This window comes from Amycolatopsis lurida (genome assembly GCF_900105055.1).
In the GTDB taxonomy this organism is placed as follows: Bacteria; Actinomycetota; Actinomycetes; order Mycobacteriales; family Pseudonocardiaceae; genus Amycolatopsis; species Amycolatopsis lurida.
This window is the reverse complement of sequence record NZ_FNTA01000004.1, coordinates 2,366,984-2,389,603: the sequence shown is the minus strand read 5'-3', so window position 1 is coordinate 2,389,603 and position 22,620 is coordinate 2,366,984. Positions and strand designations below refer to the sequence as shown.

19 protein-coding genes are annotated in these 22,620 nt (G+C 67.8%); 7 read left to right on the top strand and 12 right to left on the bottom strand.

Annotated elements, in window-relative coordinates; translation table 11 throughout:
* Positions 1-347 precede the first annotated feature (347 nt).
* Positions 348-2,354, bottom strand: coding sequence for an FG-GAP-like repeat-containing protein (locus tag BLW75_RS16175; RefSeq protein WP_158005418.1), 2,007 nt, complete (start codon positions 2,352-2,354; stop codon positions 348-350).
* Positions 2,355-2,394: 40 nt separating this feature from the next.
* Positions 2,395-2,895: a hypothetical protein gene (locus BLW75_RS16170; protein WP_091597714.1), complete on the bottom strand. Its 501-nt coding sequence runs from the start codon at positions 2,893-2,895 to the stop codon at positions 2,395-2,397.
* 386 nt (positions 2,896-3,281) lie between these two features.
* On the opposite strand from BLW75_RS16170, the gene BLW75_RS16165 reads away from it, so the two are divergent.
* Entirely contained in the window at positions 3,282-6,761 is a 3,480-nt protein-coding gene (locus BLW75_RS16165; protein ID WP_143055327.1) for a polymorphic toxin type 17 domain-containing protein, read from the top strand.
* Complete coding sequence (locus BLW75_RS16160) at positions 6,758-7,585, top strand: hypothetical protein (protein WP_034320190.1); 828 nt, start codon at positions 6,758-6,760, stop codon at positions 7,583-7,585. The genes BLW75_RS16165 and BLW75_RS16160 overlap by 4 nt, the downstream gene beginning before the upstream one ends.
* Positions 7,586-8,239: 654 nt before the next feature.
* Here BLW75_RS16160 and BLW75_RS16155 read toward each other — a convergent pair.
* Both BLW75_RS16155 and BLW75_RS42295 read right to left on the bottom strand, forming a co-directional pair.
* Positions 8,240-8,749 (bottom strand): hypothetical protein, encoded by a 510-nt coding sequence (locus tag BLW75_RS16155; RefSeq protein WP_034320186.1) that lies wholly within the window; start codon positions 8,747-8,749, stop codon positions 8,240-8,242.
* A gap of 105 nt (positions 8,750-8,854) precedes the next feature.
* A complete protein-coding gene (locus BLW75_RS42295; protein ID WP_103746191.1) occupies positions 8,855-9,010 on the bottom strand; it encodes a hypothetical protein in 156 nt (51 codons plus the stop codon).
* A gap of 729 nt (positions 9,011-9,739) precedes the next feature.
* Between BLW75_RS42295 and BLW75_RS16150 the strand changes: the two genes are divergently transcribed.
* Positions 9,740-10,141: an HPF/RaiA family ribosome-associated protein gene (locus BLW75_RS16150; protein ID WP_034320252.1), complete on the top strand. Its 402-nt coding sequence runs from the start codon at positions 9,740-9,742 to the stop codon at positions 10,139-10,141.
* A gap of 389 nt (positions 10,142-10,530) precedes the next feature.
* On the opposite strand, the gene BLW75_RS16145 is transcribed toward BLW75_RS16150, so the two are convergent.
* The 6 genes from BLW75_RS16145 to BLW75_RS16120 form a co-directional block, all read right to left on the bottom strand.
* Complete coding sequence (locus BLW75_RS16145; protein ID WP_034320183.1) at positions 10,531-11,226, bottom strand: glycosyltransferase family 2 protein; 696 nt, start codon at positions 11,224-11,226, stop codon at positions 10,531-10,533.
* Positions 11,223-12,428 carry a bifunctional PIG-L family deacetylase/class I SAM-dependent methyltransferase gene (locus BLW75_RS16140; RefSeq protein WP_034320180.1) on the bottom strand — a complete coding sequence of 402 codons (1,206 nt, stop codon included), beginning with the start codon at positions 12,426-12,428 and terminating at the stop codon, positions 11,223-11,225. Before BLW75_RS16140 ends, BLW75_RS16145 begins: the two co-directional genes overlap by 4 nt.
* 71 nt (positions 12,429-12,499) lie before the next feature.
* Positions 12,500-13,495 (bottom strand): acyl-CoA dehydrogenase family protein, encoded by a 996-nt coding sequence (locus BLW75_RS16135; protein ID WP_091597708.1) that lies wholly within the window; start codon positions 13,493-13,495, stop codon positions 12,500-12,502.
* 14 nt (positions 13,496-13,509) lie between these two features.
* Positions 13,510-15,585 carry a catalase gene (locus BLW75_RS16130; protein WP_034320177.1) on the bottom strand — a complete coding sequence of 692 codons (2,076 nt, stop codon included), beginning with the start codon at positions 15,583-15,585 and terminating at the stop codon, positions 13,510-13,512.
* A gap of 527 nt (positions 15,586-16,112) precedes the next feature.
* Positions 16,113-16,895, bottom strand: coding sequence for a MerR family transcriptional regulator (locus BLW75_RS16125; RefSeq protein ID WP_034320175.1), 783 nt, complete (start codon positions 16,893-16,895; stop codon positions 16,113-16,115).
* Between the two features lie 4 nt (positions 16,896-16,899).
* Positions 16,900-17,718: an alpha/beta fold hydrolase gene (locus BLW75_RS16120; protein ID WP_241783977.1), complete on the bottom strand. Its 819-nt coding sequence runs from the start codon at positions 17,716-17,718 to the stop codon at positions 16,900-16,902.
* Positions 17,719-18,414: 696 nt separating this feature from the next.
* Here BLW75_RS16120 and BLW75_RS42290 point away from each other — a divergent pair.
* From BLW75_RS42290 to BLW75_RS43950, 4 genes are all read left to right on the top strand, one after another.
* Positions 18,415-18,816 (top strand): hypothetical protein, encoded by a 402-nt coding sequence (locus BLW75_RS42290; RefSeq protein ID WP_143055326.1) that lies wholly within the window; start codon positions 18,415-18,417, stop codon positions 18,814-18,816.
* Positions 18,817-19,063: 247 nt separating this feature from the next.
* Positions 19,064-19,582, top strand: a complete 519-nt coding sequence (locus tag BLW75_RS16110; RefSeq protein WP_034320170.1) for a hypothetical protein — start codon at positions 19,064-19,066, stop codon at positions 19,580-19,582.
* A 457-nt stretch (positions 19,583-20,039) separates the two neighbouring features.
* Positions 20,040-20,996 (top strand): erythromycin esterase family protein, encoded by a 957-nt coding sequence (locus tag BLW75_RS16100; RefSeq protein WP_034320167.1) that lies wholly within the window; start codon positions 20,040-20,042, stop codon positions 20,994-20,996.
* Between the two features lie 359 nt (positions 20,997-21,355).
* Positions 21,356-21,490, top strand: coding sequence for a hypothetical protein (locus BLW75_RS43950; protein WP_279627445.1), 135 nt, complete (start codon positions 21,356-21,358; stop codon positions 21,488-21,490).
* Between the two features lie 146 nt (positions 21,491-21,636).
* On the opposite strand, the gene BLW75_RS16095 is transcribed toward BLW75_RS43950, so the two are convergent.
* Positions 21,637-22,071, bottom strand: a complete 435-nt coding sequence (locus tag BLW75_RS16095) for a hypothetical protein (protein ID WP_034320164.1) — start codon at positions 22,069-22,071, stop codon at positions 21,637-21,639.
* An 80-nt stretch (positions 22,072-22,151) separates the two neighbouring features.
* A complete protein-coding gene (locus BLW75_RS16090) occupies positions 22,152-22,514 on the bottom strand; it encodes a nuclear transport factor 2 family protein (RefSeq protein WP_034320161.1) in 363 nt (120 codons plus the stop codon).
* Between the last annotated feature and the right edge of the window lie 106 nt (positions 22,515-22,620).

The window sequence follows — 22,620 nt, the reverse complement described above, 5'->3', positions numbered from 1 at the left end:
GTCGAGACGCCGCATGCGAGCTGGGTCACGAGTCGCTGGCGAACGCCCCATCCTGGCCCTGCGGAGGGTCTGCCCAAAAGAAGCCGGCCGGTCCGAGCCGGAGTCACGCTCGGCGGTTCCGTTCTCGTCTGGGCGCCGGCCGCCGGTCCGACGCGTAAGAATCGAAGCCGAACCTCGGACCACCTTCGGCATCGAACGGCGACCGTGGCGGTTTCGGTCGGGGCGTTGGAGCAGGCGTCGGTTGGCGTGGAGATCCGGAAGAGGAACGGGCGGTCCCGGCCGGACCGCGGTGCTGCCGCACGGGGCGGCGGGGTGGTGGCGCTCGCGGGCGCCACCACCCCGGCGGATCAGAACATCGTCGACTGGGCGGCGTTGAAGGTGCCGTTGCTGCTCCACTTCACGCCTTCGGCGTCGAATCCACCGGAACCGTTGGCGTGCCAGCGGAACAGGTTGGTGTTCGAGCTGCCGTAGTCGTAGGAGGCGAGCAGGTCGGTGCGGCCGTCGCCGTCGAAGTCGCCCACGGTCCAGCGGGACTGGGCGAGGTTCCACTGCTCGGCCCCAGTGGTCCACTGGGCCACCGGCGCGTCGACGCCGGTGGCAGTGGCGCGCCAGGTGTGGAATGTCAGGTTCGCGTTGCCCAGGTCGATCGCGGCGCCGAGGTCGGTGCGCCCGTCGCCATTGAAGTCACCGGCGACGAACTGCGCCTTCCCGGACGGGAGGCCGCCGTTCCACTTGACGTTCTGCGCGTCGAACCCGCCGGCGGCTTTGCCGTACCAGAGGAACAGGTTCGCCGTGTTGTTCCGGTAGTCGTAGAACGCGGCCAGGTCGGCCCGGCCGTCGCCGTTGAAGTCGCCGCTCCGCCAGCTCGACTGCGCGAGGTTCCAGCTGCCCGCTCCGGTGCGCCACTGCGTGACCGGGGCGTCGAACCCGGCCGCCGTCGCGCGCCAGGTCAGCATGCTCAGGTCGGCGTTGCCGTTGTCGTAGGCGGCGGCGATGTCCGTGCGGCCGTCGCCGTCGAAGTCACCGGTGGTGAACCGGGCATTCAGCGGCCGGAAGGCGCCGCTCCACTTGATGTCCTGGCTGTCGAACCCGCCGGAGGCGTTGGCGTACCAGAGGAACAGGTTCGAAGTGCCGTTCAGATAGTCGTAAAACGCGGCGAAGTCGGTGCGGCCGTCGCCGTTGAAGTCGCCGGTGACCCAGCGGGCCTTTGCGGCCTCCCAGCCGTCGGTGCTCCACTTCAGCTCCGGGGCTCCTACGCCGGACGCGGTCGTCGGCCAAACGTACACACCGACGCGGGTGTTCTTCAGGTCGTAGCCCGCGCCGACGTCGTCCTTGCCGTCGCCGGTGAAGTCGTTGCCGGCCGAGACCGGGGTGGTCGCGGACACGGCGTCGGTCGGTGTGCTCGTCCAGCCGTCCGCGGTCGCCGCGACGACGCGGTAGTAGCGGGTTTGCTTGCCGGGCAAGGAGGTCTGCGTATAGGCCGGGGCGGCGGTGCTGCCGAGCAGGTGCGCGGCGTCGATCGGCACGTCCGGGGTGGCCGAGCCGTACACGTGGTAGCGCGCGTTGTCCGCGGCGGCCAGTGGGTGCCACGTCACGGTGATGGCGTGGCCCGCCGCCTTCGCCGCCGGGGCAAGGGCCTGCTGGCGGATCCACCCGGTGATGTCGTCGACGCGGGCACCGGTGGTGCCCTGTCGCGTCGTGGTCTCCCCGAAGCAGCCGTGCTGCCACGACGCGCTCGTGACGGCGACGACGTCGGTACGAGCGCCGGCGGCGCGGAAGATCGGCGCGCCCGCGTCCCCACGGCAGGCGTCGGTGCCGTTGGTCCCGGTGAGCGAGAGGGCGGTCGCCGTCGACGACGTCGCCTTGAACGTGCCGACGTGCAGCTTGTCCGGCACCCATTCGCTTTCAGTGCGGCCGTACCCGGCGAGGCTGAGCGTTTCGTCACCGCCGGGGATGTGACCCGGGACGGTGCTGAGCGGGATCGGCGCGATGTCGGTGATCGGCGTGGCGATCCGGGCGAGGGCGACGTCGCGGTCGGTGCGGGTGATGACGTTCGTGACGGCCACGACGTGGCCGCCGGTGCCGCTGAGCGAGCTCCGCCCGACGGTCGCGGTGGTCGCCTTGACAGGCACGCCACCCTGCGGGTTCTCGGGGAAGCAGGCGGCGGAGGTGAGGATCAAGTCGGGTTCGATGAGCGCGCCACCGCAGGCACGGCCGTCGGCGGTGAGCTTCGCGACGTACGAGTAGGCGCCCGCCGCTGCGGGGGTTCCGCCGGAAACGGCCTGGGCGGGAATGGCGGTCAGTAAGCCCGCCGCGGTGAGGATCACGACCGCGGCGGTGCGGGGGAGGGACACGGGGACTCCGTTCTTCTGCATGGTCGGCGCACCGGTGCGGCTACGCCGCGACCCGGATTTCGAGCAGCGCGGCGGGGTCGTGGTTCGGCAGCGCCTCGCCGACCGGGGTCCACTGGCCCGGCCGGATGTCGACCGTTTCCGTCGTGCTCTTCGCCGTCAATGTGGCTTTCGCGGTGTGACTGTCACCCTTGATGAAGTAAGTCTCGGGAATTTGCATGGTCACGTAACCCGGCGTGCCGGTGACGCGGAAACAGGCGTCACCGCCCTTGATTTTGTAGCTCTGCACGACGATGAGGTCGCCGCCGCTCACGCAGTCGACCAGCAGAACGCGCCCGTCACCCTTGAGCAGGGTGATGTTCCGCTCAGCGAGAATCCGGTCCGCGCCGGGATAGTCGTACGTTTCGACGATCGGGGGAGGGGTGTCGTCGGCGGTGGTTTCGCCGACGGCGTCCGCTGGGATGACGGTGAGCGTGGTGGCCAGCGCGGACAGGCCGAGCAGGCCGGCGCAGACGGCAGCAAGACGTCGCGAAGCAGAATGCACGATGAACAGTTCCTCCGTGGCAAAAACGGGAAACGGTGCCCAGGCAGATGCGTGGCACGACAAGCCGCCCCCCGATGGAAAATGTAGATCGAATAAGTGTCGGGCAAATCCCTTTATGGTAAAAGTTCCATAACTATGACCTTCATCATAATTGGTCGAGAGTGGCTAACGTTGGTGCCGTCTCGATTGATCGCGAATAACGTCCGCCGTTATGGCGACAACGGCGGATTGACAAATCCGGAAATCTACGCCGCGCTGGTGCGGTGCATTACCGGGTGGCTATGGTTCTCATTGTCTGATCATCGGCATTCATTCAAGGGGGACCGAGCAGGGTGGGAATCAGACTGTGTGGCGCGCCGGGTCGGCGTGCCCTTGTGGTGCTGGCCGTGGTTGGCGCGTTGGTGGCGGGAACGGCGGGCGCCGGACCGGTCGCCGCGGCGGAGACCCCGTCAGGCGGCGCGGCCGACCGGGCGCGGGTACTGGCGATAGTGCGGACCGGCACACCGGGGGTGACCAGGGCCGCGGAGATCGCCCTGACGGGCTCCGACGCGGAGGTCGCCGAGTTCCTGCGGACCGGTGAGGCGACGGCGCGGGCGCAGGACGACCGCGTCCGGGTCGGGCAGCTGCTCGCCACCGGCGGCCGCGGCCTCCGGGAAGCGGCGCAAGCCGCGTTGAACGGGACCCCCGAGGACGTCCGGGCCTTCCTGGCCGACGGCTGGCGCGCCCCGCTCGAGCAGGACCAGCGGGTCCGGGTCGGGCAGATCATGAGCACCGGGGGACGCGGTGTCCGTGAGGCCGCGCAGGCGGCGTTGAACGGGACCGCCGAGGACGTCTGGCGATTCCTGGTCAGCGGGCAGTTCGAGCCTGCCGAGCGCGACAACCGCGTGCTCGTCGGGCGGATCATGGTCGAGGGCGGCCCCAACGTGCAGCAGGCGGCCCAGGTCGCGCTCGCGGGCACGCCTGACGACGTCAAGGAGTTCCTCCGCAGCGGTCAGTACATCGCCCGCGCTCGCGACCAGGAGACGACGTCGGTCGCGCAGCTCGCGGCACTGGCGAAGGAGTCCGGGGCAGAGGCTGTCCGGGAAACCGAGGCGGCCAAGGAGGCTTCGGCCCGCGCGGTGGAGGCGTCCCGGCATGCCAAGGAGGCCGCACAGCGGGCGGCCCAGGAGACCGAGGCAGCGAAGAACGACGCGGGCCGGGCGGCGGAGGCGGCCGGGCGGGCGGCGGATTCGGCCGGACGCGCCGCGGACGCCGCGCAGGCCGCGATCGCGGCGGCGAACGCGGCGAACGCGGCCGCACGGGTCGCGGCGAACGCCGCGGCCAAGGCCGCCTCCGCCGCCGCGGCCGCGGGTCAGGCCGCGGTCCGTGCCCGCAACGCCGCCGCCGCGGCGGCCAGTGACGCCGGCCAGGCCGACGCCGCCCGCCGGGCCGCGGTCGATGCCCGGGCCGTCGCCGCGGCGGCCAACCTCGCCGCCGACGCGGCCACGGCGGCCGGTTCCGCCGCGGTGAACGCGGCTTCAGCGGCCGGCTCGGCCCGCAGTGCCGGGGCCAACGCCGACGCCGCCGCGGTCGCGGCGGCGGCCGCCGCCGGGTACGCCGGTTCCGCCGGGGCCGAAGCCCAGCGGGCAAGGAACGCCGCCGCGACGGCGAAGCGGAAGGCCGCGGAGGCCAACCGCGCCGCGAACGCCGCGGAGTCGTTCGCCAACGAGGCCGCGAGCGCGGCGGCCGAGGCCTCCCGGGCGGCCCGCTCGGCGGCCGGCCACGCGGAGGCGGCGGCTACCGCGGCCGAAGAGGCGGCCAAGCACGCCGGAGAGGCCCAGGACGCGGCCAAGGAAGCCACAATCCACGCCGAAGCGTCGCTTCGCGCGGCAGACGCGGCGACGGCGGCGGCGGCCGAGGCGGCGAGGATCGAAGAGACCGCCCGGAAGAGCGAGGCCGACCGGCTCGCGAACGACACCGCCGAAGCGGTCGGGACCGCGGAGCAGGCGAAACAGGCGTACGACACGCGACGGGCCGACGCCGAGTGGGACGCGGCCGAGGCGGCCAGGCTGGACCAGGAGACCCAGCGGCTGATCGCCGAGGCGGAGGCCCCCGAAACGACGGACGCCACCAAGGTGGCCGACGGGCGGAAGATCGCCGTCCAGCTCCGCAGGACCGGCGGCTCTTGGACTATCGCGGCCGCGGAGGCGGCGCTGAGCGGGACCGACGCCGACGTGCTCGCGTTCGTGCGGACCCAGCGCCGGATCGCGGCCGAGCAGGACGACCGCGCTCGCGTCGCCTTCCTGGCCGACTCCACGGACAAGGCCGCGAAGAAGACCGCCGCGGAGACCGCGCTGTTCGGTGCTTACCCGGCTGTCCAGACCTTCCTGCGCACCCAGTACTACGACGGCAAGGTCGCTGACGACCGGGTCCGCGTCGGCCAGATCATGAGCACCGGCGGCCCCGCCACGAAGGAGGCCGCGCAGCAAGCGCTGAACGGCACCCCGGCGGACGTCGAGCAGTTCCTCGCCACGGGGCAATACGTCGCGGCCGAGCACGACGACCGGATCGCCGTCGGCCGGATCATCAGCACCGGCGGGCCGAACATCAAGGCGGCCGGGCAGGTCGCGCTGGCGGGCCCGCCGTCGTTCCTGCGGATCTTCCTCCAGGTCGGGCAGTACAAGGCCCAGCGGATGGACCACGACGCGGCGACCCACGCCGCCGAGGTCCGGCGTTATGTCGCGGAGGCGAACCGGCTGGCCGCAGATGCCAGGGCGAGCGCGGCCGAAGCGGCGCGCGCCGCGGCGGTGGCGCGCAACGCGGCCAACGAGGCGCAAACCTATGCCGACCAGGCGAATCGGGCGGCGGACGAGGCGCGGCGTTACGCGGATCAGGCCAAAGAGTCCGCGCGGCAGGCGCAGGAGTCGGCAGACGCGGCCGCACGTTCCGCGCAGCAGGCCCGTGACGCCGCCAATGCGGCACAAAAGTCCGCGCGAGCGGCTGAGCAGTCCGCGGCCGAGGCTTCGGCATCCGCCGCACGGGCCAGGATCTACTCGGCCGAGGCACAGGCGGCCGCGGCGGACGCACGCGCGTCCGCTATCGCCGCCGGCAAGTCCGCCAACGAAGCCGCGCAGGCCGCCGCGGACGCCCTGAAGATCTACTCGGACAAGCGTGCCGCGGAAGACAGGGCACAACGCGAGAACCCGGTACCGGTTCCCCCGGACCCCGGTGGCGACGCCGATCCGGTGGTGCCCAGGGAAATGGCCCTCGAGGGTGGCATGTCGCTGGCCGATCTCGCTGGGCTGCTAGTCGACCTCGCGAGCATGTTCGACCCGACACCGGTCAGCAATATCGGGTCCGGGCTGATGAGCCTCTTCCAGGGCGACTGGGCCGGTGTGGTGCTCTCGGCCGCCGGCGCCATCCCCGGCCTCGGCGCGGGTGCCGACTTCGCCAAGGCCGCGCGACGAATCGAGAAGGGTTTCGGGTTCCTCGCGCCGTATATCAGCCGAAAGGGCTTCCTGGAAAACGCCCTGCACAACGTGAAGGGACTTTCACCGGATCACGCCAACCGGGCCTTCAGCGTGATGAACACCCTGCACCGAGACGCGGAAAAGTATCTCAGCGGCAAGGGACCCGAGTACATACAAGCGCTCAAAGCCGCGCGGCTGCCCACGATGGGGCCGATCCGGTTCGTGCCGGCCGACACCTTCAAACCGAGTACTCCCAGGCGGTCGTACAACGACGCGTACGGTAACGAGTGGCGATGGAACTCGAACCAGAACGAATGGGACGTCCAGATCAAGAACGGCGACGGTAAGATGGACTACTTCGCCAAGGACAAGGGGCATGCCAACATTTCCCCCGAGGGACGTGTGACACACAAATGAAGTTTCCGGAAACCGATATCGTCACGGACATCCGGTTCGCCGTCGAGACCACGGAACTCGCGACGGCCCTCGGCGTGTGCCGGCCGCTGCTCGACGAATTCGGTGCCGTCGCGGTGGAGATCGAACGCGCCAACCCCGAGAGCCCCAGGACCGGATTCCTTGCTTCCCTCTTCTTCACCTGCTCGGTAGCGGAAGGGGAAACCATCGAGCAGGCCATGCGGCGGGCAGTTCGACCGGCGATCGTCAAGTACCGGCTGAACGACGAAAACCTCGAGATCCACGGTGACCCGGATCGGCGCGGCTTCGCCAGCCTTCGGTTCCAGAAACTGAAGGTCGACGGCTACGTTCTTTTCAGGGTGGTAGCCGAGCGGGGAGGGCAGGAAACACGCGCGCCGACGTCCGTGGCCCGTGCTGATTCCACGCCGCGCGAGGAAACGGACATCATCGCTCGGGTCCACCTCCGGCTTCCGGTGGCGGACCTGAACACGGCGCTGGACCGATGTCTTCCGCTCGTAGCGTCGATCGGCGCGTCGGTGATCCAGATCGTCTCGTCGCGTCCGGCAGGCCTGCCGGAAGAGTTCTGCGAAGTCGCCCTGCTCTCAGCGACCCCCGCCATCGATGGTGAAGCCGCCGAGCCGGGCCTGCGGCGAGTGGCCACGAAACTCGCCGGCCAACTCGGCCTGGATCCCGATGCGTTCGAGATCCGGGGCACGGGGGATGTCCTCATCGGAGCGATTGAGAACGCCACGTGGAACAGCGGGGCTGAACAGCCAGTCGAAGCACTGTATGTACGCGTGGACGACGATCCGTTGTACCAGGACTGATGACCGGTTCTCCGTGCGGCCCCTGACCGACGCCACGACGGTGGCTGAATAGGCAGGGGCCGCACGGCTTCCGACCGGATTTGCGGATTTGGATCAGCGCGTCGCCCAGTCCTGTGAAAACGCCGCGCTTGGCCGAGCAACCGGCGTATCGCGGCACCCTCCTGCGCGTGGCCGACATAGCTGGTCGACTCGGCTGAGACCGGTGCGAGGTCGTCGGCGGTCCGGTCGACGCCGCGAGGAACGGATGACAGCACGTCTTTCGTCCATTCGGAGGAACAAGCCTTCGCGCGGCAGTTCGCCGGTCACGCGATCACCGGTAGTCGTGGCCGATGAACCGCGCAGCCGATTCGACGTTTCCGTCGAACGCGTAAGACCGTGACCGAAGCCGCGCCGCGAGTCCCGAGACCGCCACAGACGAGGACGCCGAGATGCAGCGCTAATGCCAAGAACATCACTCTGACCTGCCCGGGCTAGGGCTGTCGACGCCGAAGTCCGGCCACGGCTACTGGTCCGGAGAGCACGCCGGTCTGATCATCACGTTGGTCGACGCGCTCAGCCTCAAAGCCGACACCCTGGTCGGCGCACGTCCCGCCGCGGCCCCTGGGCGACTTCACCGGCATCGACCTTCAGCGGAACTGATGGGCACGAAGCCGGTCAGGGGTTCGTTGCCCGGTGGTCGAGATATTCGATGCTGCATCCGTCCAGTCGCCGCTTGGCGTCGGATGCGTGGGCCGAGCAGAGCGAGCCTGTCACACCGTCGCGATCGGTGGCGATCGCCGCGGCTGGTTCTGTGCAGGGAGTGTGGAGCCGGTCGTAATTCCAGGAATTGTCACAGCCTGTGGCGGTACACCAAGCCTGGTCTGCGCGTGAGTGCAGGGTGACGCCGTGGTCAGGGCAGATGCCCCAGGGAACGTCGCACAGATGGGGATCGCGGGCCACTCGGACGCGGGTCAGGTATGCGGCGGTCCTGGCGATTTCGTTGGTGTAGTCGGCCAGATCGTCGGTGGCTTTGTTCATCGGCCGCGCGAGCCGTTGCAAGTGCCCGTCGTCGGCGGCCTCCAGACGAGCGGCCATTTCCGCGGTCCGTTCGGCGAGAGTGTCGGCCTCGGCGGCCAGAGTCCGCAATTCGGCCGGGAGGGGTTCCGGTGTCGTCGGCTCAGGCATCGTGGTCCTCGCGGGTGCGGTGAAGAAGGAAGTGTCAGCAGGAAGACGGTGGCCCCGGTCCGGGTGAAACGCGGACCGGGGCCGTCGGTGGGAACGGTGAGTGGCTCAGAACCAGTGGGCGCGGCCGCCCACCTTGCGTCCCGTGCCGCCGAGAATCGCGAGAACCACGCCCACGACGGCGAGAACGGCACCGATGGTGGTCAGTACGGGAATGTCGACGATCAGGCCGATCACGAGAATGATGACTCCGAGCACGATCATGGTGATTCACCCTCCTGGAGCGGCCGAACGGATTTTCAGCCACGATGGGAACTGGGCTGGTAGTGCCCGCGCTGGTGTCTCGTCAAACGCCGTCGGCCTGTTTTTCTCTTCTATACCGGGAAACTGGGGGGCGCGTAGCCGTGGCCGGCGCGTGCCCGGGTTTCCTGGTTGAGGTCCGACGTTCGTGGGTAGGTCCCTTGAGTCGTCGTGAAATTGTCGCCGGAGGAAACGTAGTGTTGTTTCGCAGGAAAGCTACCGTGCCCGTTGGTGATCTCGAGCGGGCGGAGGCCGTTCTGGTCGCTCGGGGTGTCAGCCGTGAGCGGGCTGGTGGCGAGCTGAGGGAGATGGCGCGTCGTCGGCACATCTCGCTGTCACGCTGCGCGGCTTTGGTGGCCTCGACCGGCCAAGTACCGCGGTCGACGTGACCTCGCCCCAAGAGCAGATGACAGCCGGCCTCGCACCGGAGCAGCGCGAGTTTTGGTTTGGCCGAGCTTTGTTTCCGGGTGTGCAGAGATATCCACCCCGTTCTGGCGGCGCATGTCAGCGGAATGCTGCTGGAGCCGACCGCCGACGAGCCGAGCTTGGAGCGGCAGTTCGCCCAAGTGACGGCAGAACTGGTGCGACAGCGCCACCACCGGCGCGCGGTCGTGCCGTGTGATCTGGGTTTGAGTCCGTCGTGTCCGTGGTACTGCGGACATCATCATCGTCGTTTTCCCGCGGAGGGTGCTCGTGCAGATCCAAGTCAACACCGACCACAACGTCCATGGCGGCGAGGGACTCGCCGCCTACGTGAAGACGGACTTGGAAAACAGCCTGTCCAGGTTCGATGGCTGGTTGACCCGGGTAGAGGTGCACCTCAGCGACAACGGCGGCACCAAGCCGGAAGACAAGAAGTGCGTGATCGAAGCACGTCCCGGGGCGAAACAGCCCGTCGCGGTGACGCATCACGCGACGACGGTGGACGACGCGTACGCCGGAGCGGCGCACAAACTGAAGAGCGTGCTGGACACCCTGCATTCCCGTGCCCACGATCACAAGGGTGGGGAAAGCATTCGCCACATGGCGCCCCCGGAAGACCCGGCGCAGATCGGTGTGATCGAGAAAGAAACAGAAGCTCCGACCTCTCCCTGACGTATGACCACCGACGGCGCCTCTCGCCCGGCATCCGCCGGCCAGACCGCGCACCACGACGCGCTGAAGGTCGAGGAGCGACTCCTGTACACCCCCGCCCAGCACCTTCCTCGGCGAGCACCTGCGCTTTTCCGACGCCGACCGGCGCCGCTCTCGGGTAGTGGCGCGCGCAGGGCCGGAGCGAGACAGGAGTCGGCCGTCACCGGTCAGGCCACGCACATGGCTCCGAGTGCGGTCGACCGCTCGGCCGAGAACGCTGGCAGGACGGCGTCTTCGTCGAGGAACGGCGGCTCGGTCAACCTCGCCGCCAGCGTCCGCACACACTTCTCCGGGTCACCGGCGAGAAAGGCCGCCGGATACTCCTTGGAACGAGGGGATGTCGCGAAGGTTCATGAGGCTCGGGCAAGGGCACGCAACAATGTCGAGAGGCCGTCCGGCGCTCGGCCGTTCAGGCGGGCGCTCGTCTCGACTTTCGCTTCCTCGGCATAGACCAGCCGGAATCCGGCGTGGGCGAGACGACGCCACAGGTCGTGGTCTTCGGCGGTCCGGATCGGGAGGAAACCGCCGACCGCGTGGTAGGCGCTCGCCCTGATCGACAGGTTGGCTCCGTAGACGTTCCCATGGCCCGCGGCGGTTCGTGCGTTCGCGAGCAGTGCCTCATAGCGTGGCTGCGCGTTGGCCGCCAACGCGGTTTTCAGCTTCGCTGTGCCGGCCACGGCGTCCCAGCCCGCCTCCGCCCGGCGGACATGACGGACCGCCCAGTCTCGGTCGACTAGGGTGTCCGCGTCCGTGCTCAACAGCACGGTACGGGCCGATGCGTGGTGATCCAGCCCGCGAAGCAGGTGTTGTGCGCCCAGCGCCCGGATCGCTCCGATCGGCAGGTCGCGAGCGTTGACGAGGACCTCCGTTCCCGCGTCCCTGGCCAGCTTGGCGGTGTCGTCACGGCAGCGGTCGGCCACCACACAGACCCGCCGTTCCAGTTCCGGAGGCAGTTCGCGCAGGGCGACAGCCAGCGCCCGCAGGCAGGCCGGGAGATCGGTTTCTTCGTCGCGCGCCGGGATCAGCACGCCCACGGACGTGATCAACGGCGTGCCAGAACATCGACCAGGAAGTCGGCCTCACTGTACGTCACCAGACTCCGCAGGCCTGAGTGCGTTCGCAGCCGTTCGTGGACCTGGGAGCCGTGGTGCGGTGCGTCCGGAGCTTGCGGTCGCCAGTGCACGGCAAGCACTTGCCCACCCGGGCTTAGTGAGGCCACGGTGCGGTCCAGTGTCGCCGTCAGGTCCGCCTCGCTCAAATAGTAGAGAATTTCACTCAGTACCACCAGATCCGCCGGACCTCGCATCCCGTCCGGGAGCGTGCCCGCTGCGCACTCCACTGTGGACAGATGCGCCGTGCGATCGCGGGCGACCGAGAGAGCGGCAGGCACCGGGTCGAAGGCGTAGACCCGGTCGCAGCGGTCGGCCAGGTCCAGTGTCAGGGCTCCGGTGCCGCACGCGGGTTCCACCGCGAAGGCGTACCGCTCGCGTGGAAGAGCGGCCAGGGCGACCGTCCTTTTGCGACGTTCGTACCAGCTGTCCATCGCCCACGGATCGGGTTCGCGGTAGAGCGTCTCGAATCTGCTCACCGGCGTCGATGTCGTCCTCGGCTCGTGGAACAGGATCTCCCTGTCGCGCCCGAAGTGCTCCAGTATCTCCGGTGTCAGGATCGGATCTTCCCCGCCCGGGCCCGGCTCCAGTTGCGACTGGAAAGCTTGGACGGCTTTCGTTTTGATCATCGCGCTCGCGTCGTCGAGCCGGACTTCCGCGGCCCGCGCCCAGGGGATGGCCGGGTCGTCCGGGGCCACCATATGCCACAGCCAGATCGGGTAGGACCATCGGTGCGCGCCCAGGGGTGCGGCGCGGAACGCGGCTCGGCCCGCCACCTGATGGTCCGGATGAGGGTCTTCCGGCCATGGAGCCAGGCAGAGTTCGCTGTCCGCGGCCACTTCACGGATGATGTCGGTCAGTTCGGCCTCGTGGTCGATGAGCGCGGAGTCGGGAAAACCTGCCCATACCGGTTCGACGTCCGCCATCCCTTGGCACCGCAACGCTTCCAGCAGCTCCAGGCGCCGACGAGCTCCGAGAGATCGGCGGTCGGCGGCCGAGGAGCGGGGGAACGCGGCTTCTCCGTCAGTCGCGACGACCAGCCGGATCTTGGCTCCGTGGGTATGCAGCCGTTGAATGAGTCCGGAAACGCCCAGAGTCTCATCGTCCGGGTGTGCGGCGACGACGCAGACGCGCCGCACTTCCTCAGTGGGGAACAGTGGAAGCGTCTCCAATCCACGCCAGTCGGCTTCGGCGTGGAAGGGACCCGTTGTCACCGTCGCCCGTCTTTCAGAAGTCCGACGGCCAAGGCCGCGAGGTCCCGAGCGCCGTGATGCTGCCGGACGTAGACCATCAGATCGGCCAGCTGCCGGGGCAGCAGTCGATCCCGGCAGAGCGCCGCCGGCCCGGTGATCTCCGGTGCGATGTCCAGGACCTGCCGGGCCGCGTGCTCGACGGCGGCCCGGCAGAATCCGGTCAGCAGGGGCAGGTCCTCGTCCTGTTCGGTGTCGACGACTTCCGCCGTCCGCACGAGCAGCGCGTCGGCCTGGTGGAGCGCGGTGTGCAGCGCGCCGAGGTGGGCGTACTGGTGGTCGTCCGCCGCGCCGCGTGCGCGCAGGTACGCCGTCACCGAGTCCACGACGGCCGCACAGCCACCGAGCCACACCGCCGCGACGCCCGCGCCGCCAAGGCTGAACCTCGGCCGGGACGCGTACCAGCCCGGCTCGCCGACGATATGGTCCGAGGTCATCGGGACCCCGTCGAACCGGACGTCACCGCTGTCGGAGGCGTCCATCCCGATGGCCTGCCACGTTTCCGGCAGCGCCTGGACGCCCGGTTCGTCCAGGCCGACTTCCAGCAGGATCGGTGGCCCGTCCTCGTAATCCGCCACCACCAGGGCACGGTCGAGGACTTGAGCGCCGGAACAGAACCGGACGGTACCGGTGAGCGCGCCGCCCACGACGGCCGCGCCGGTACCAGCCGAACGGGCGGCCCAGACGCCGTACAGCGCGCCCGGTACGGGCTCACGGCCGGCTTCGGCCAGAATCGCGAGGGCGTCGGTATGTCCCTCCGCGAGCCGGCCGAGCACCAGGTCGCGACGCCCCAGCCCGGCGAGCGTCGTCCAGCGGCCCCACGTATCGCCTCCCCCCGGAAGCGGCAGGTCGAGGACCCCGTTCTGCATCAGCAACCGCACCATGGCGGCGATGGTCTCGACGGTTCTCGGCTCCGACAAAGCTTCCGGTGCGGCCGGTTCGAGCAGGGTCTTCATCAAGGTCCGATTCTTCAGTCGTTCATCACACGTTCGGCCCGTTCCCAGACGCGGTGCAGCCCCACGGAACTCACCAGCTCGGCGGAGAACGGTTTGGCGACCTCGTCGGCGAGCACGATTCCCGGTGCGTCGACGTCGATCCCGGCGTCGGTCAACACTTGGCGTCCGTCACCCCAAGCGCCGATGACCTTGCAGTGACGGAACATCTCCTGCAACAGAATGGTCAGCTTGATGTCGTGCAGTCCGGCCGTACCGCCGGCGACCACCACCGCGTCGAATTCGATGGATCGGGCGGTGAGGAACGTCCTCGCCACCGGCTGTTGTCCGCGCCCCCGCTTCACCGTCCCGCCGACCGGCGCCAGAACCCGCAAAATCGCGCCCTGGGCCTCGACGGTCCGGCGGAGCTTGCCGATGCCACCGAGATCGGCGCCGGACGTCGCCACCACCCCGATGATGCGGCCCGCGATCGGGCCGGGTCCCGCGGGGATCTGCGACAGCGCGGAGGAAGGAGTGACGTCTTCGGCCGGGGTGCCCAGCGGAGCGGCGAGTCCGAGTCCTTCAGCGACCGCCGCGCACAATTCGGCATCGACCTGGGCGAGTGACTCGAGGACACGTTCCTGGATCGACTGGGCGAAGCACTTTCCCAGCTCGAACGTGAACGCTTCGATCAAGTGGATCTTCTCGATCCGGGACATGCTCTTCCAGAAGAGTGTGGCCTGCGAGAAGTGATCGTCGAACGACACCGGGTTGGCCCTGACCTTCGGCCCCCCGACCTCGATGGGCCGGTGGACGTAAGCGCCTTCGGCTTCCGTGGTCGCCGTCGGCAGGGCGTCGTCGACACTGTTCGGCAGATACGGGGCCTGTCCGTGGTGGATGAGGGTTTGATGCATCCCGTCGCGCAGGTTGTCGTTGACGGCCACGTGCGGGCAGTTGATCGGGAGTTGCGTGAAGTTCGGGCCGCCGAGCCGGGTGAGCTGAGTGTCCAGATAGGAAAACAGCCGTGCCTGCATCAGCGGGTCGTCAGTCACCTCGATGCCGGGCACCAGGTTGCCGGTGTGGAAGGCGACCTGTTCGGTCTCGGCGAAGTAGTTGGTCGGGTTCCGGTCCAGGGTGAGCTTGCCGACCAGCTGGACCTCGGCGAGCTCTTCCGGGACGATCTTGGTCGGGTCGAGCAGGTCGATCCCCTCGAACATCTCGTCGTCGGAATCCGGCATGACCTGGAGGCCGAGTTCGTACTCCAGGGGTGCCCCGGCATCGATGCCGTCTGCCATGTCCCGGCGGTGGAAGTCGGGATCGGCGCCGGCGGCGATCTGAGCCTCTTCCCACACCAGTGAGTGCACACCGGCCACCGGTTTCCAGTGGAACTTCACCAAGCTGGTCGCGCCTTCGGCGTTGACCAGCCGGAAGGTGTGCACTCCGAAGCCCTCCATGGTCCGATAGGACCGAGGGATCCCGCGGTCGGACATGGCCCACATGACGTGGTGAGTCGCCTCGGTGTGAAGGGAAACAAAGTCCCAGAAGGTGTCGTGCGCGGTCTGTGCCTGGGGGATCTCCCGGTCCGGGTGCGGTTTGCCCGCGTGGATGACGTCGGGGAACTTGATGCCGTCCTGGATGAAGAAGACCGGCATGTTGTTGCCGACCAGGTCGAAGTTCCCCTCCGCCGTGTAGAACTTCACCGCGAATCCGCGGACGTCCCGGACGGTGTCCGCCGATCCCCGCGAGCCCAGCACCGTCGAGAACCGCACGAAGACGGGGGTCTCCCGGCCCTTCTCCAGAAAACCGGCCTTGGTCACCGACGCCGCGTTGCCATAGGCGCGAAAAGTGCCGTGTGCCGCCGCGCCGCGTGCGTGGACCACGCGCTCCGGGATGCGTTCATGATCGAAATGAGTGATCTTCTCGCGAAGATGGAAGTCCTCCATGAGCGACGGCCCCCGCGGGCCCGCCTTCAGCGAGTGGTCGGTGTCTGGAAGCCGGACGCCCTGAGCCGTCGTCAGGTGGTTCCCGCGCTGCCCCTCGCCCGACCGGCCGGTCCTCGCGTTCGATTCGTCTTTGGCCGGTGCTGACTGCTCGCGCTGACGTTTCGGGGGCATAATTCTCCTTGCCGAGAAGGGTGTTGCGCCATGGATACCCCGCCCTGATCGTTTCTAAGCGGCTCGTACGGCAACCCGTTCGTGTACCTCGTCTCGGTGCACGAGGACAAGTAGCAGCGCTGCTGTGTCAGTCTTCCTGTGGTTGATCGACGCCTGCGGCGAGACGTGTTGGGATCACATCGCGGGAAACCGCGGCACCGCCACGGCGAGTAGCCCGCCACCCCTTCGAATGATCTTGGCGTGCATCGCGAGAGCGCCTGATGGACCGTGGGGGAGGAGGTGACCAGGCCGTTGAGGCCGTGCACTAATCCGCGGAACTCCAGGTACATGGTCGGGATCTCTGCCGCTGCGACGGCTTCGGCGTAGTGATTATCCGGCGTGCGGGGGCGTTGCCCGCCGGCCTGCCCTGATCAGCGCGATGCATTCCCGATCACTGCTCACCGACGACCAACTGGCCCGGAACCTCGGTGAGGTGTGGTCCCGCCGGTGGCGCCCGGCTGGGCTTGGCCGGGTTTTGGCGGCAATGTTCAAGGTCGTGTGCCCCTGATGTCGATGTCGGCCGAGCGCAAGTTGGCCTCGATGAGGGCCGTCAGTCGATTCCAGGCGGGCGCGATCCGCGCCTGGTAATCGTTGATCAATCCGAACCGGACCGCCGTGTCGGTTCTGCCTTGGAGACTGCTGGGTATCGCCAGCAGCTCGGGGTTGGCGAGCAGGTGGTCGGTGACGGCAGTGGCGAGGTCGGCGACCCGCGGATCGTCCGGTTCCCACGCGCCGGCCTCCCAGGTGCGCTTGAGCAGGGCCACGTACTGGGCGTCGTCGAGAGAGTGCTCTATCTGGGTAAGGAAGTCGTCGAAGTCCCATGGGACCAGCGCCTTGGCCAGCACCAGGCTCTCTCGGGACTGCGCGAGGTAGTCCGGGGGGAAGCCGAGGTGGGCTGCGCGGTCCAGCAACGCGCACGCGCGGTCGGGCAACAGGAGCCGGTTCCCGGCGGCGAGCCGGTCCACCATGTCACGGCGCGCGACCAGGTCCTGGATCCGATCGGTCAGCTGTTGTTTGACCTCGGCCAGGTGGGTGGCGAACTGGTGCGGATCGGCGCCGAGCATGGTGTCGATTTCGGCCAGTGGCACGCCGGCTTCGGCCAGTGTTCGGACCTGGACCAGCCGCAGCACGTCGGTCGAGCCGTAACGTCGATAACCGAGACTGTCGCGAAGGGGTTCCTCGATCAGGCCGAGCCGGTGATAGTGCCGCACGGTCTTCACCGTGACACCGGCGAAGGCCGCCGCCTGACCGATCGTCAAACCGCTCGTCACGGCCTCAACGGCTCCCCCTGCCGACGGCGGCGACCTCGCGCACGGCGTTGGCGATGGCGCGGAAGTCCTTGCTCAGGAGCTTCGAATGGTTGCTGGAGACGGTCGCGCTCACCTTGATGTTCGGATTACGGGCGAGCACCGGGCCGAGGTTGGCCCGTTGTTCTGCCATCTCCTCGGCGTCACCACCGAGGTTCCCGCCCGAGGCGACCACCCAGCGCACCGGCACGGTGAGGTCGTCCAGCACAGCCTTGATCTCGGCGACGACCTCGTTGAGTTCGATGTTGACCTCGGCGTGCTGGTCGGCGGACATCCGCGCGGCCAAACCCAGCCGACGGGCCACCGGAAACGCCCAGCGCATCCGGCGGAACAGGCGGCGGACCTCATCCCGGGTCATGCGGCCACCGTCGAACAGGTCGTACGGGTACGCGCCGTCGGCCGGGACCACGCCCAACGCGCGGTCCGGGTTCCGGCTCGCCCAGTGCACCCCCACCACCGCACCATAAGACCAACCCACCAGTACCGGCCGGACCACCCCCCGCGCCGCGAGAACGGCACTGACATCGCGAACACACGCCTCGAAGGAATAGTCCGCCGAACGCCGCGACCGGCCGCGGGCACGCTCGTCGTAGGTGATGTGCCGCCAGCCCGGACCCAAGTCGGCGATGACGCGCCGCCAATGCTTCTGATCGGCATACGAGCCATTGAGGTAAATCACCGGAGTACCGGTTCCGCCAGTGTCGGTCACAGCCAGCGCCGTGTCCTCGACCGGCACCATACCGGTCCAAGGCGAATTGGTCTGGTGCCCGTAATTCATCTCGGTCATGCACCCAGGGTGGACGCCTCCCCTTAGGTCAACGCCAATCAGATACCCGCCAAACGATACGTGACCTGAATCACCCAGCCCCGCCGTTCACGTACCTGGCGATGCCCACTCCGGACAAGGCTGATCTCCGCGCTGGTGTCTCCGGCTGCTGCGGCGTGGTTGCGGGCCTACCACGTCCGGCGAGACGCCCCGGCCTCGAGCGTTTGCCCGATCAGCCGCGCCGCGCGCATAGCTATCGGCCTGCGGTGTCGTGGTCAGCGTGCTGTCGAACTCGTCGGTCGGCAACGATGCCTGCAGCGGCGCTTCGAGCGCGAATTCCTGCCCGATCGTGCCCGACATATTCCCGACCTCAATTCACCTGCCCCCAATTCGAACCCGCTGCTGACCAGGGTCGATCCCGGGCGCGGGCCTCTGCCACGCTCGACCGTCCGGCCGAGGAGTGGATTCGGGTAATCCGGGGTGGACGGTCGGGTTGCGTGCGGCGCGCATGGCTCCAAGCTTCTGGGCCGCTGCAGCCATGGTGGCCTCGATCGCGGCGACTTCGCCCAGCCAGCGGCCCTGCCGAGCGCTGAACAAGCCGGGGCTGTGGGATGTCGGCGCCCATGGATCTGCTGGGTCGAGGTCGCAGACCTCAATCGGCCGCCACTGATCACGCGGTTCGTGTGCTGCGATCATCGGGACGGGACAGTCCCAAGGGTGCAGTGCCTCGACTCGGAAAGGTGGTTCCACGGCCACGTCCTGCAGACCGCCAACGCCGTCAATCGGCTCGGTGTCGAGGATCCGACGATCTTCCCCTTGCGCACAGGCAGTAGGGGATTTCCGGCGCCACCCCAGATCTGGCATAACCGCGCGATCTCGGCGAGGAGTGCATTGTGGGCACGACACAAAGTCGTGGCCCGGGCCAGCGCGGCGTTGCTGATCCGCGGCCAGGTCCAGGCCGCCGACGGTGTGATAACACTCGTCGCTGACAAGCTCGAACGCCTGGACCTGTCCATGACCACCGGCCCCATCGCGGGACTTCCGATGATCGGCGCCAACCACGGCTGGCGCTGCGGGGTCCCAGAATTGATGACACTTTCCCCAGGATGTTGGCACTGAAATGGCGCTGGTGCCACGAAAACTGGGATTGCCTATCCTTCATGCCCGCTGGACCGTTTGCGTGGGAGTCTGCGACGCGCCTCAGCTCAGATGATTTCCTGGTCCCGGTCGCCACTCAAGTAGCGTGCTCGCCGGCGGTGTCACACAGAGAACACGGTGTGGCCGGTTCTCTTGACGGGACATCCGCCGGCTCAGGGAGATACCTCCGTAGCATGGGCCGACCCTACGTGGACTGAGGAGCGTGACCATGAGGCGGCAGCTGAGCCGGCGGATGGTGAGCCTGGCGGTTGGCGAGATGGTAAGTGTCGTGGTGTTCTTCGTCGTCTTTTTCATGCTGGCAGGGGTGCCTGCGACGGCCGCGAACGTGGCAGGATTCCTGCTCACCGCGATGATGCTGGTTCAGGGCAGCGTCTACTGGATGGGTAAACGCCGCCAACTCGAAGGTCACCGTGTGGCCCTCACCATCGTCGTTCGAGTGCTGCGGGTGCTGGCGCCGGTAAACGTGGCGCTGATCGCGATCGGTGTCGTTCCGATCGTGGTGGAGGCACAGTCGGGATCTCTTGGTCGTTTCTGGCTGGGCGCGGCGTTGTGGATTCTGGCCGTCGCCGAGTACATCAACTATTTCCATGTACAGCTGACTTATGGACGTCGGGCGGATCGCGCCTGGATTCTTCGCAATCGACGGCTCAGAAGATCTCATCTGTCTCGTGACCTCTCGCGGCTCCGGTCGGCCGAACCTGTGGGCCACAGTGCGCTGCCACACTGAGGAATTCGTGTGGTCGGTGGCCACACGGCAGCAGTCAGCATCGGCTCGAACGAGCCCATGCCCAGGACAACTTGGATAACGCCGCCGGCGGTCGGGCGGGCTATCGACCGTGCCGTCGGTGAACGCGACCATGGCCCGATACTCCTCAACCGGCGAGGTGTGCGCGCGGACGGGCACTGCGCAACACGACGGCTGCGAGCGTCGACCTCCCAGACGTTCAGATCGCGGCCCCGCACGCCGACCCACGCACGACCATGCGCTACGACCGAGCCCGCAAGAACGTCGACCGGCACCCGAACTGCATCCTGGCGGCATACACGGCGTCCGCAACCTTGACACCTCATGCACTGTCCTGCCGATGTGCGAACGGCGCTCCTCGTGGCCGGCGATGAGACCTGTCCCACTGGCGACGATTTTGACTGGACCTCTACCAAAGTGCAGGTATGAGACTGGTCCTATGACGACATCGAGGACCGACGCGCCGTCGCGGTGGATCCACCAGTACGCGCATCCCCTGGTCACCTTCGATCCCGAAGGACCACTCGCCGATCTGGCGCCACTGCGCAACATGGTGCGTGACGCGAATCTGGTCACGCTCGGCGCTTCGGCCCGCGACACGTACGAGCTTTCCGCTGTTTCCCAGCGGATATTCAGATTTCTTGTCGAGGCACTGGAATTTCGTTCTCTTGTGCTCGAAGGCGACGACATCACGAGCATCGCGCTTGACGAGTACGTGCGAACCGGAATCGGTGACCCTCGAGCGTTGCTGGCCGGCGCCAGGTCATTCTGGCGAACCAGGGAACTCCTTGATGTCGTCGGCTGGATGCGTCGCCACAACGAGCAGAACCCGGCCGACCCGGTCCGCATCGCCAACGTGGCGGGGATTTCACGTCGTGTGGCCCCTCTGCCCGACAATCTGGGCGACATCGAACGGCTGCTCGCCGACAACACGATCCGCTGGCACGAACACACCGGGCATAAGATCGTTTACTGGGGTGGCATGGCGCATATGGTGAACGGTAGGACGCGGGCCCTCTCCGCTGAAACGCCAGAGGACGTCGATCGCAGTGCGGGCAGTTACCTCAGGGAGCATTTCGGCTCCGATCACCGCTCGGTGGGGCTGACCTTCCATCACGGGTCGGCGTCCTACGCCGTCCCCGCGCCGCCGGCCGATTTCGTCGATGCCACGCTGGGAAGTACCGATATGGACGCCTATCTGCTGGATCTGCATGCCCCGAGCCCGGACCCGGTCCGGGAGTGGCTGAACCGACCGGCGAAGACCCGATTGGTCGGCCCTGCCTACAACCCCGCCGAGGATGCTGTCCGCCACCTCTCCGGTGGTTCGCTCGCCGAATGGTTCGACGTCATCGTCCACTTCCAAGAGGTGACCCCGGCCCATTCACTCGACGTCTGAAACCAGCCACCGTCGGCGTCCACGGCCGGAGGGGTGCCACCCCGCCGGCGTCCTCGACGACCATCCGCTCATGCCGCGATGAGGGCCTTCAGACAGGAAGTTGGACCAGCCCACGCTGCCCGGTCGCCGCAGCCGCTGGCTCGCACGGTCGAGGAAATGCCAAGAGTTCGAGACTGATCATGGTGACCTCGCCGTGAGACAACCGAAAACTCCCAGGTCACCCAAGATCGACATGTCGCGAGCGGCGAGCCTACAACGTCGATGGAAGCAAAGCGCGCCCTCAAACGACGCTTGTCGAACGTTGTCTACGCTTGCATGCCGGCCGATTTGAGACTGGCACCTTGGGCGAGGTGGAGGCCTTGCGCACCGTTCGCGCAGAGAAACTTCTGGAACTGGACGACGACGAGGTGCTCGCCTTGCTCGGGAACGATTCGCGCCTCGAACGGAAGGTCGACGACGTGACGACCGAGTTGGCGCACAAGAAGGTGGAGTGAAACGCCTGATGTCGATTTCGTCGTCGTACTCGTAGCCAAGGCGTCCGCTCACGAAGCGACACTGGAGTACGGCCGGGTCAGGAGCGGTCAAGGGCATGGCGAACGCCGAGGACGGGAGATCCCGGTCCTCGGCGTGGTGCCGTAGGTCAGTGGTGGGTGCGCAGTTTCCGCAGTCCCCACATCTGCAGGGCGGCGAATCCGGCGACGGTACCGGCTTGCAACACCGTCCAGGTCGTGCCGATCACGTTCGTGCCGAGGACACCGAACGCGGCGACTCCGATACTGGCCAGTGCCCACAGCAGGTTCGCGCCGATCACCAGCTTCGTCATCGACACCGACGGTTTCCGTTGGGCGGCCAGCACACCGACCGCGAGTCCGTAGGCCGTCAGGAAGGTGCCGATGCCGAGCAGCAGGCCGGCGCCGGTGCCGAGAAGTCCGGCGACGGGGCCGGACGCGACCAGGTAGATCAAGCCGTTGCCGCCGGTCACGAGCGCGTCCAGGACGAGTACCCGGCGCAGGATCGTGGTGGCGGGCGTGGTCGTGGCGTGGGTGGCCGGAACGGTTGCGGTGGGGGCGGTCATCTCGTTCTCCTCTGTCCGATGGTGAGTAGTCGCGCTGTGGTGATCACGAAGTGGGAAAGCTCTGCCCGGCATGGCCGGGATCAAGGTGTGGGGATCTTGTCGAGAAAGCCGTAGACGTCGCGGATGCGCCCGTTTTCGAAGACCGCGACGTCGAAGCCGACCACCATGGCCTCGGCGCCCTCCGCCCCGAGCTCCCAGGTGAACCGGGCCTGCTCGTGATGGATGTCGAGGACCTCGCCCAGGGTGAACACGAAGCCGGGGAACTGGGCTTGGACCGCGCCGATCGTGGCGTCGAGCTGGTCGCGACCGTGCGCTTCCGCCATCGGGTCGATGTAGCTGCATTCCTCGGCCCACACCGTGTCGATCTTGGCGCGGCGCGCGGCCGGGTCGGTCTCGTTCCAGATCGCGAGGTAGTCGTTGACGAGTTCGCCGAGGTCGCTCACTTGAGTGCTCCTTGCCGTGGTCGGTGTTTGCTCGTTCTTGCTGATGAGAACGTTAGGCAAGGTCAGCGACCGAGGAATCGGTCACGAATAGGTACTTCCGGCAGGA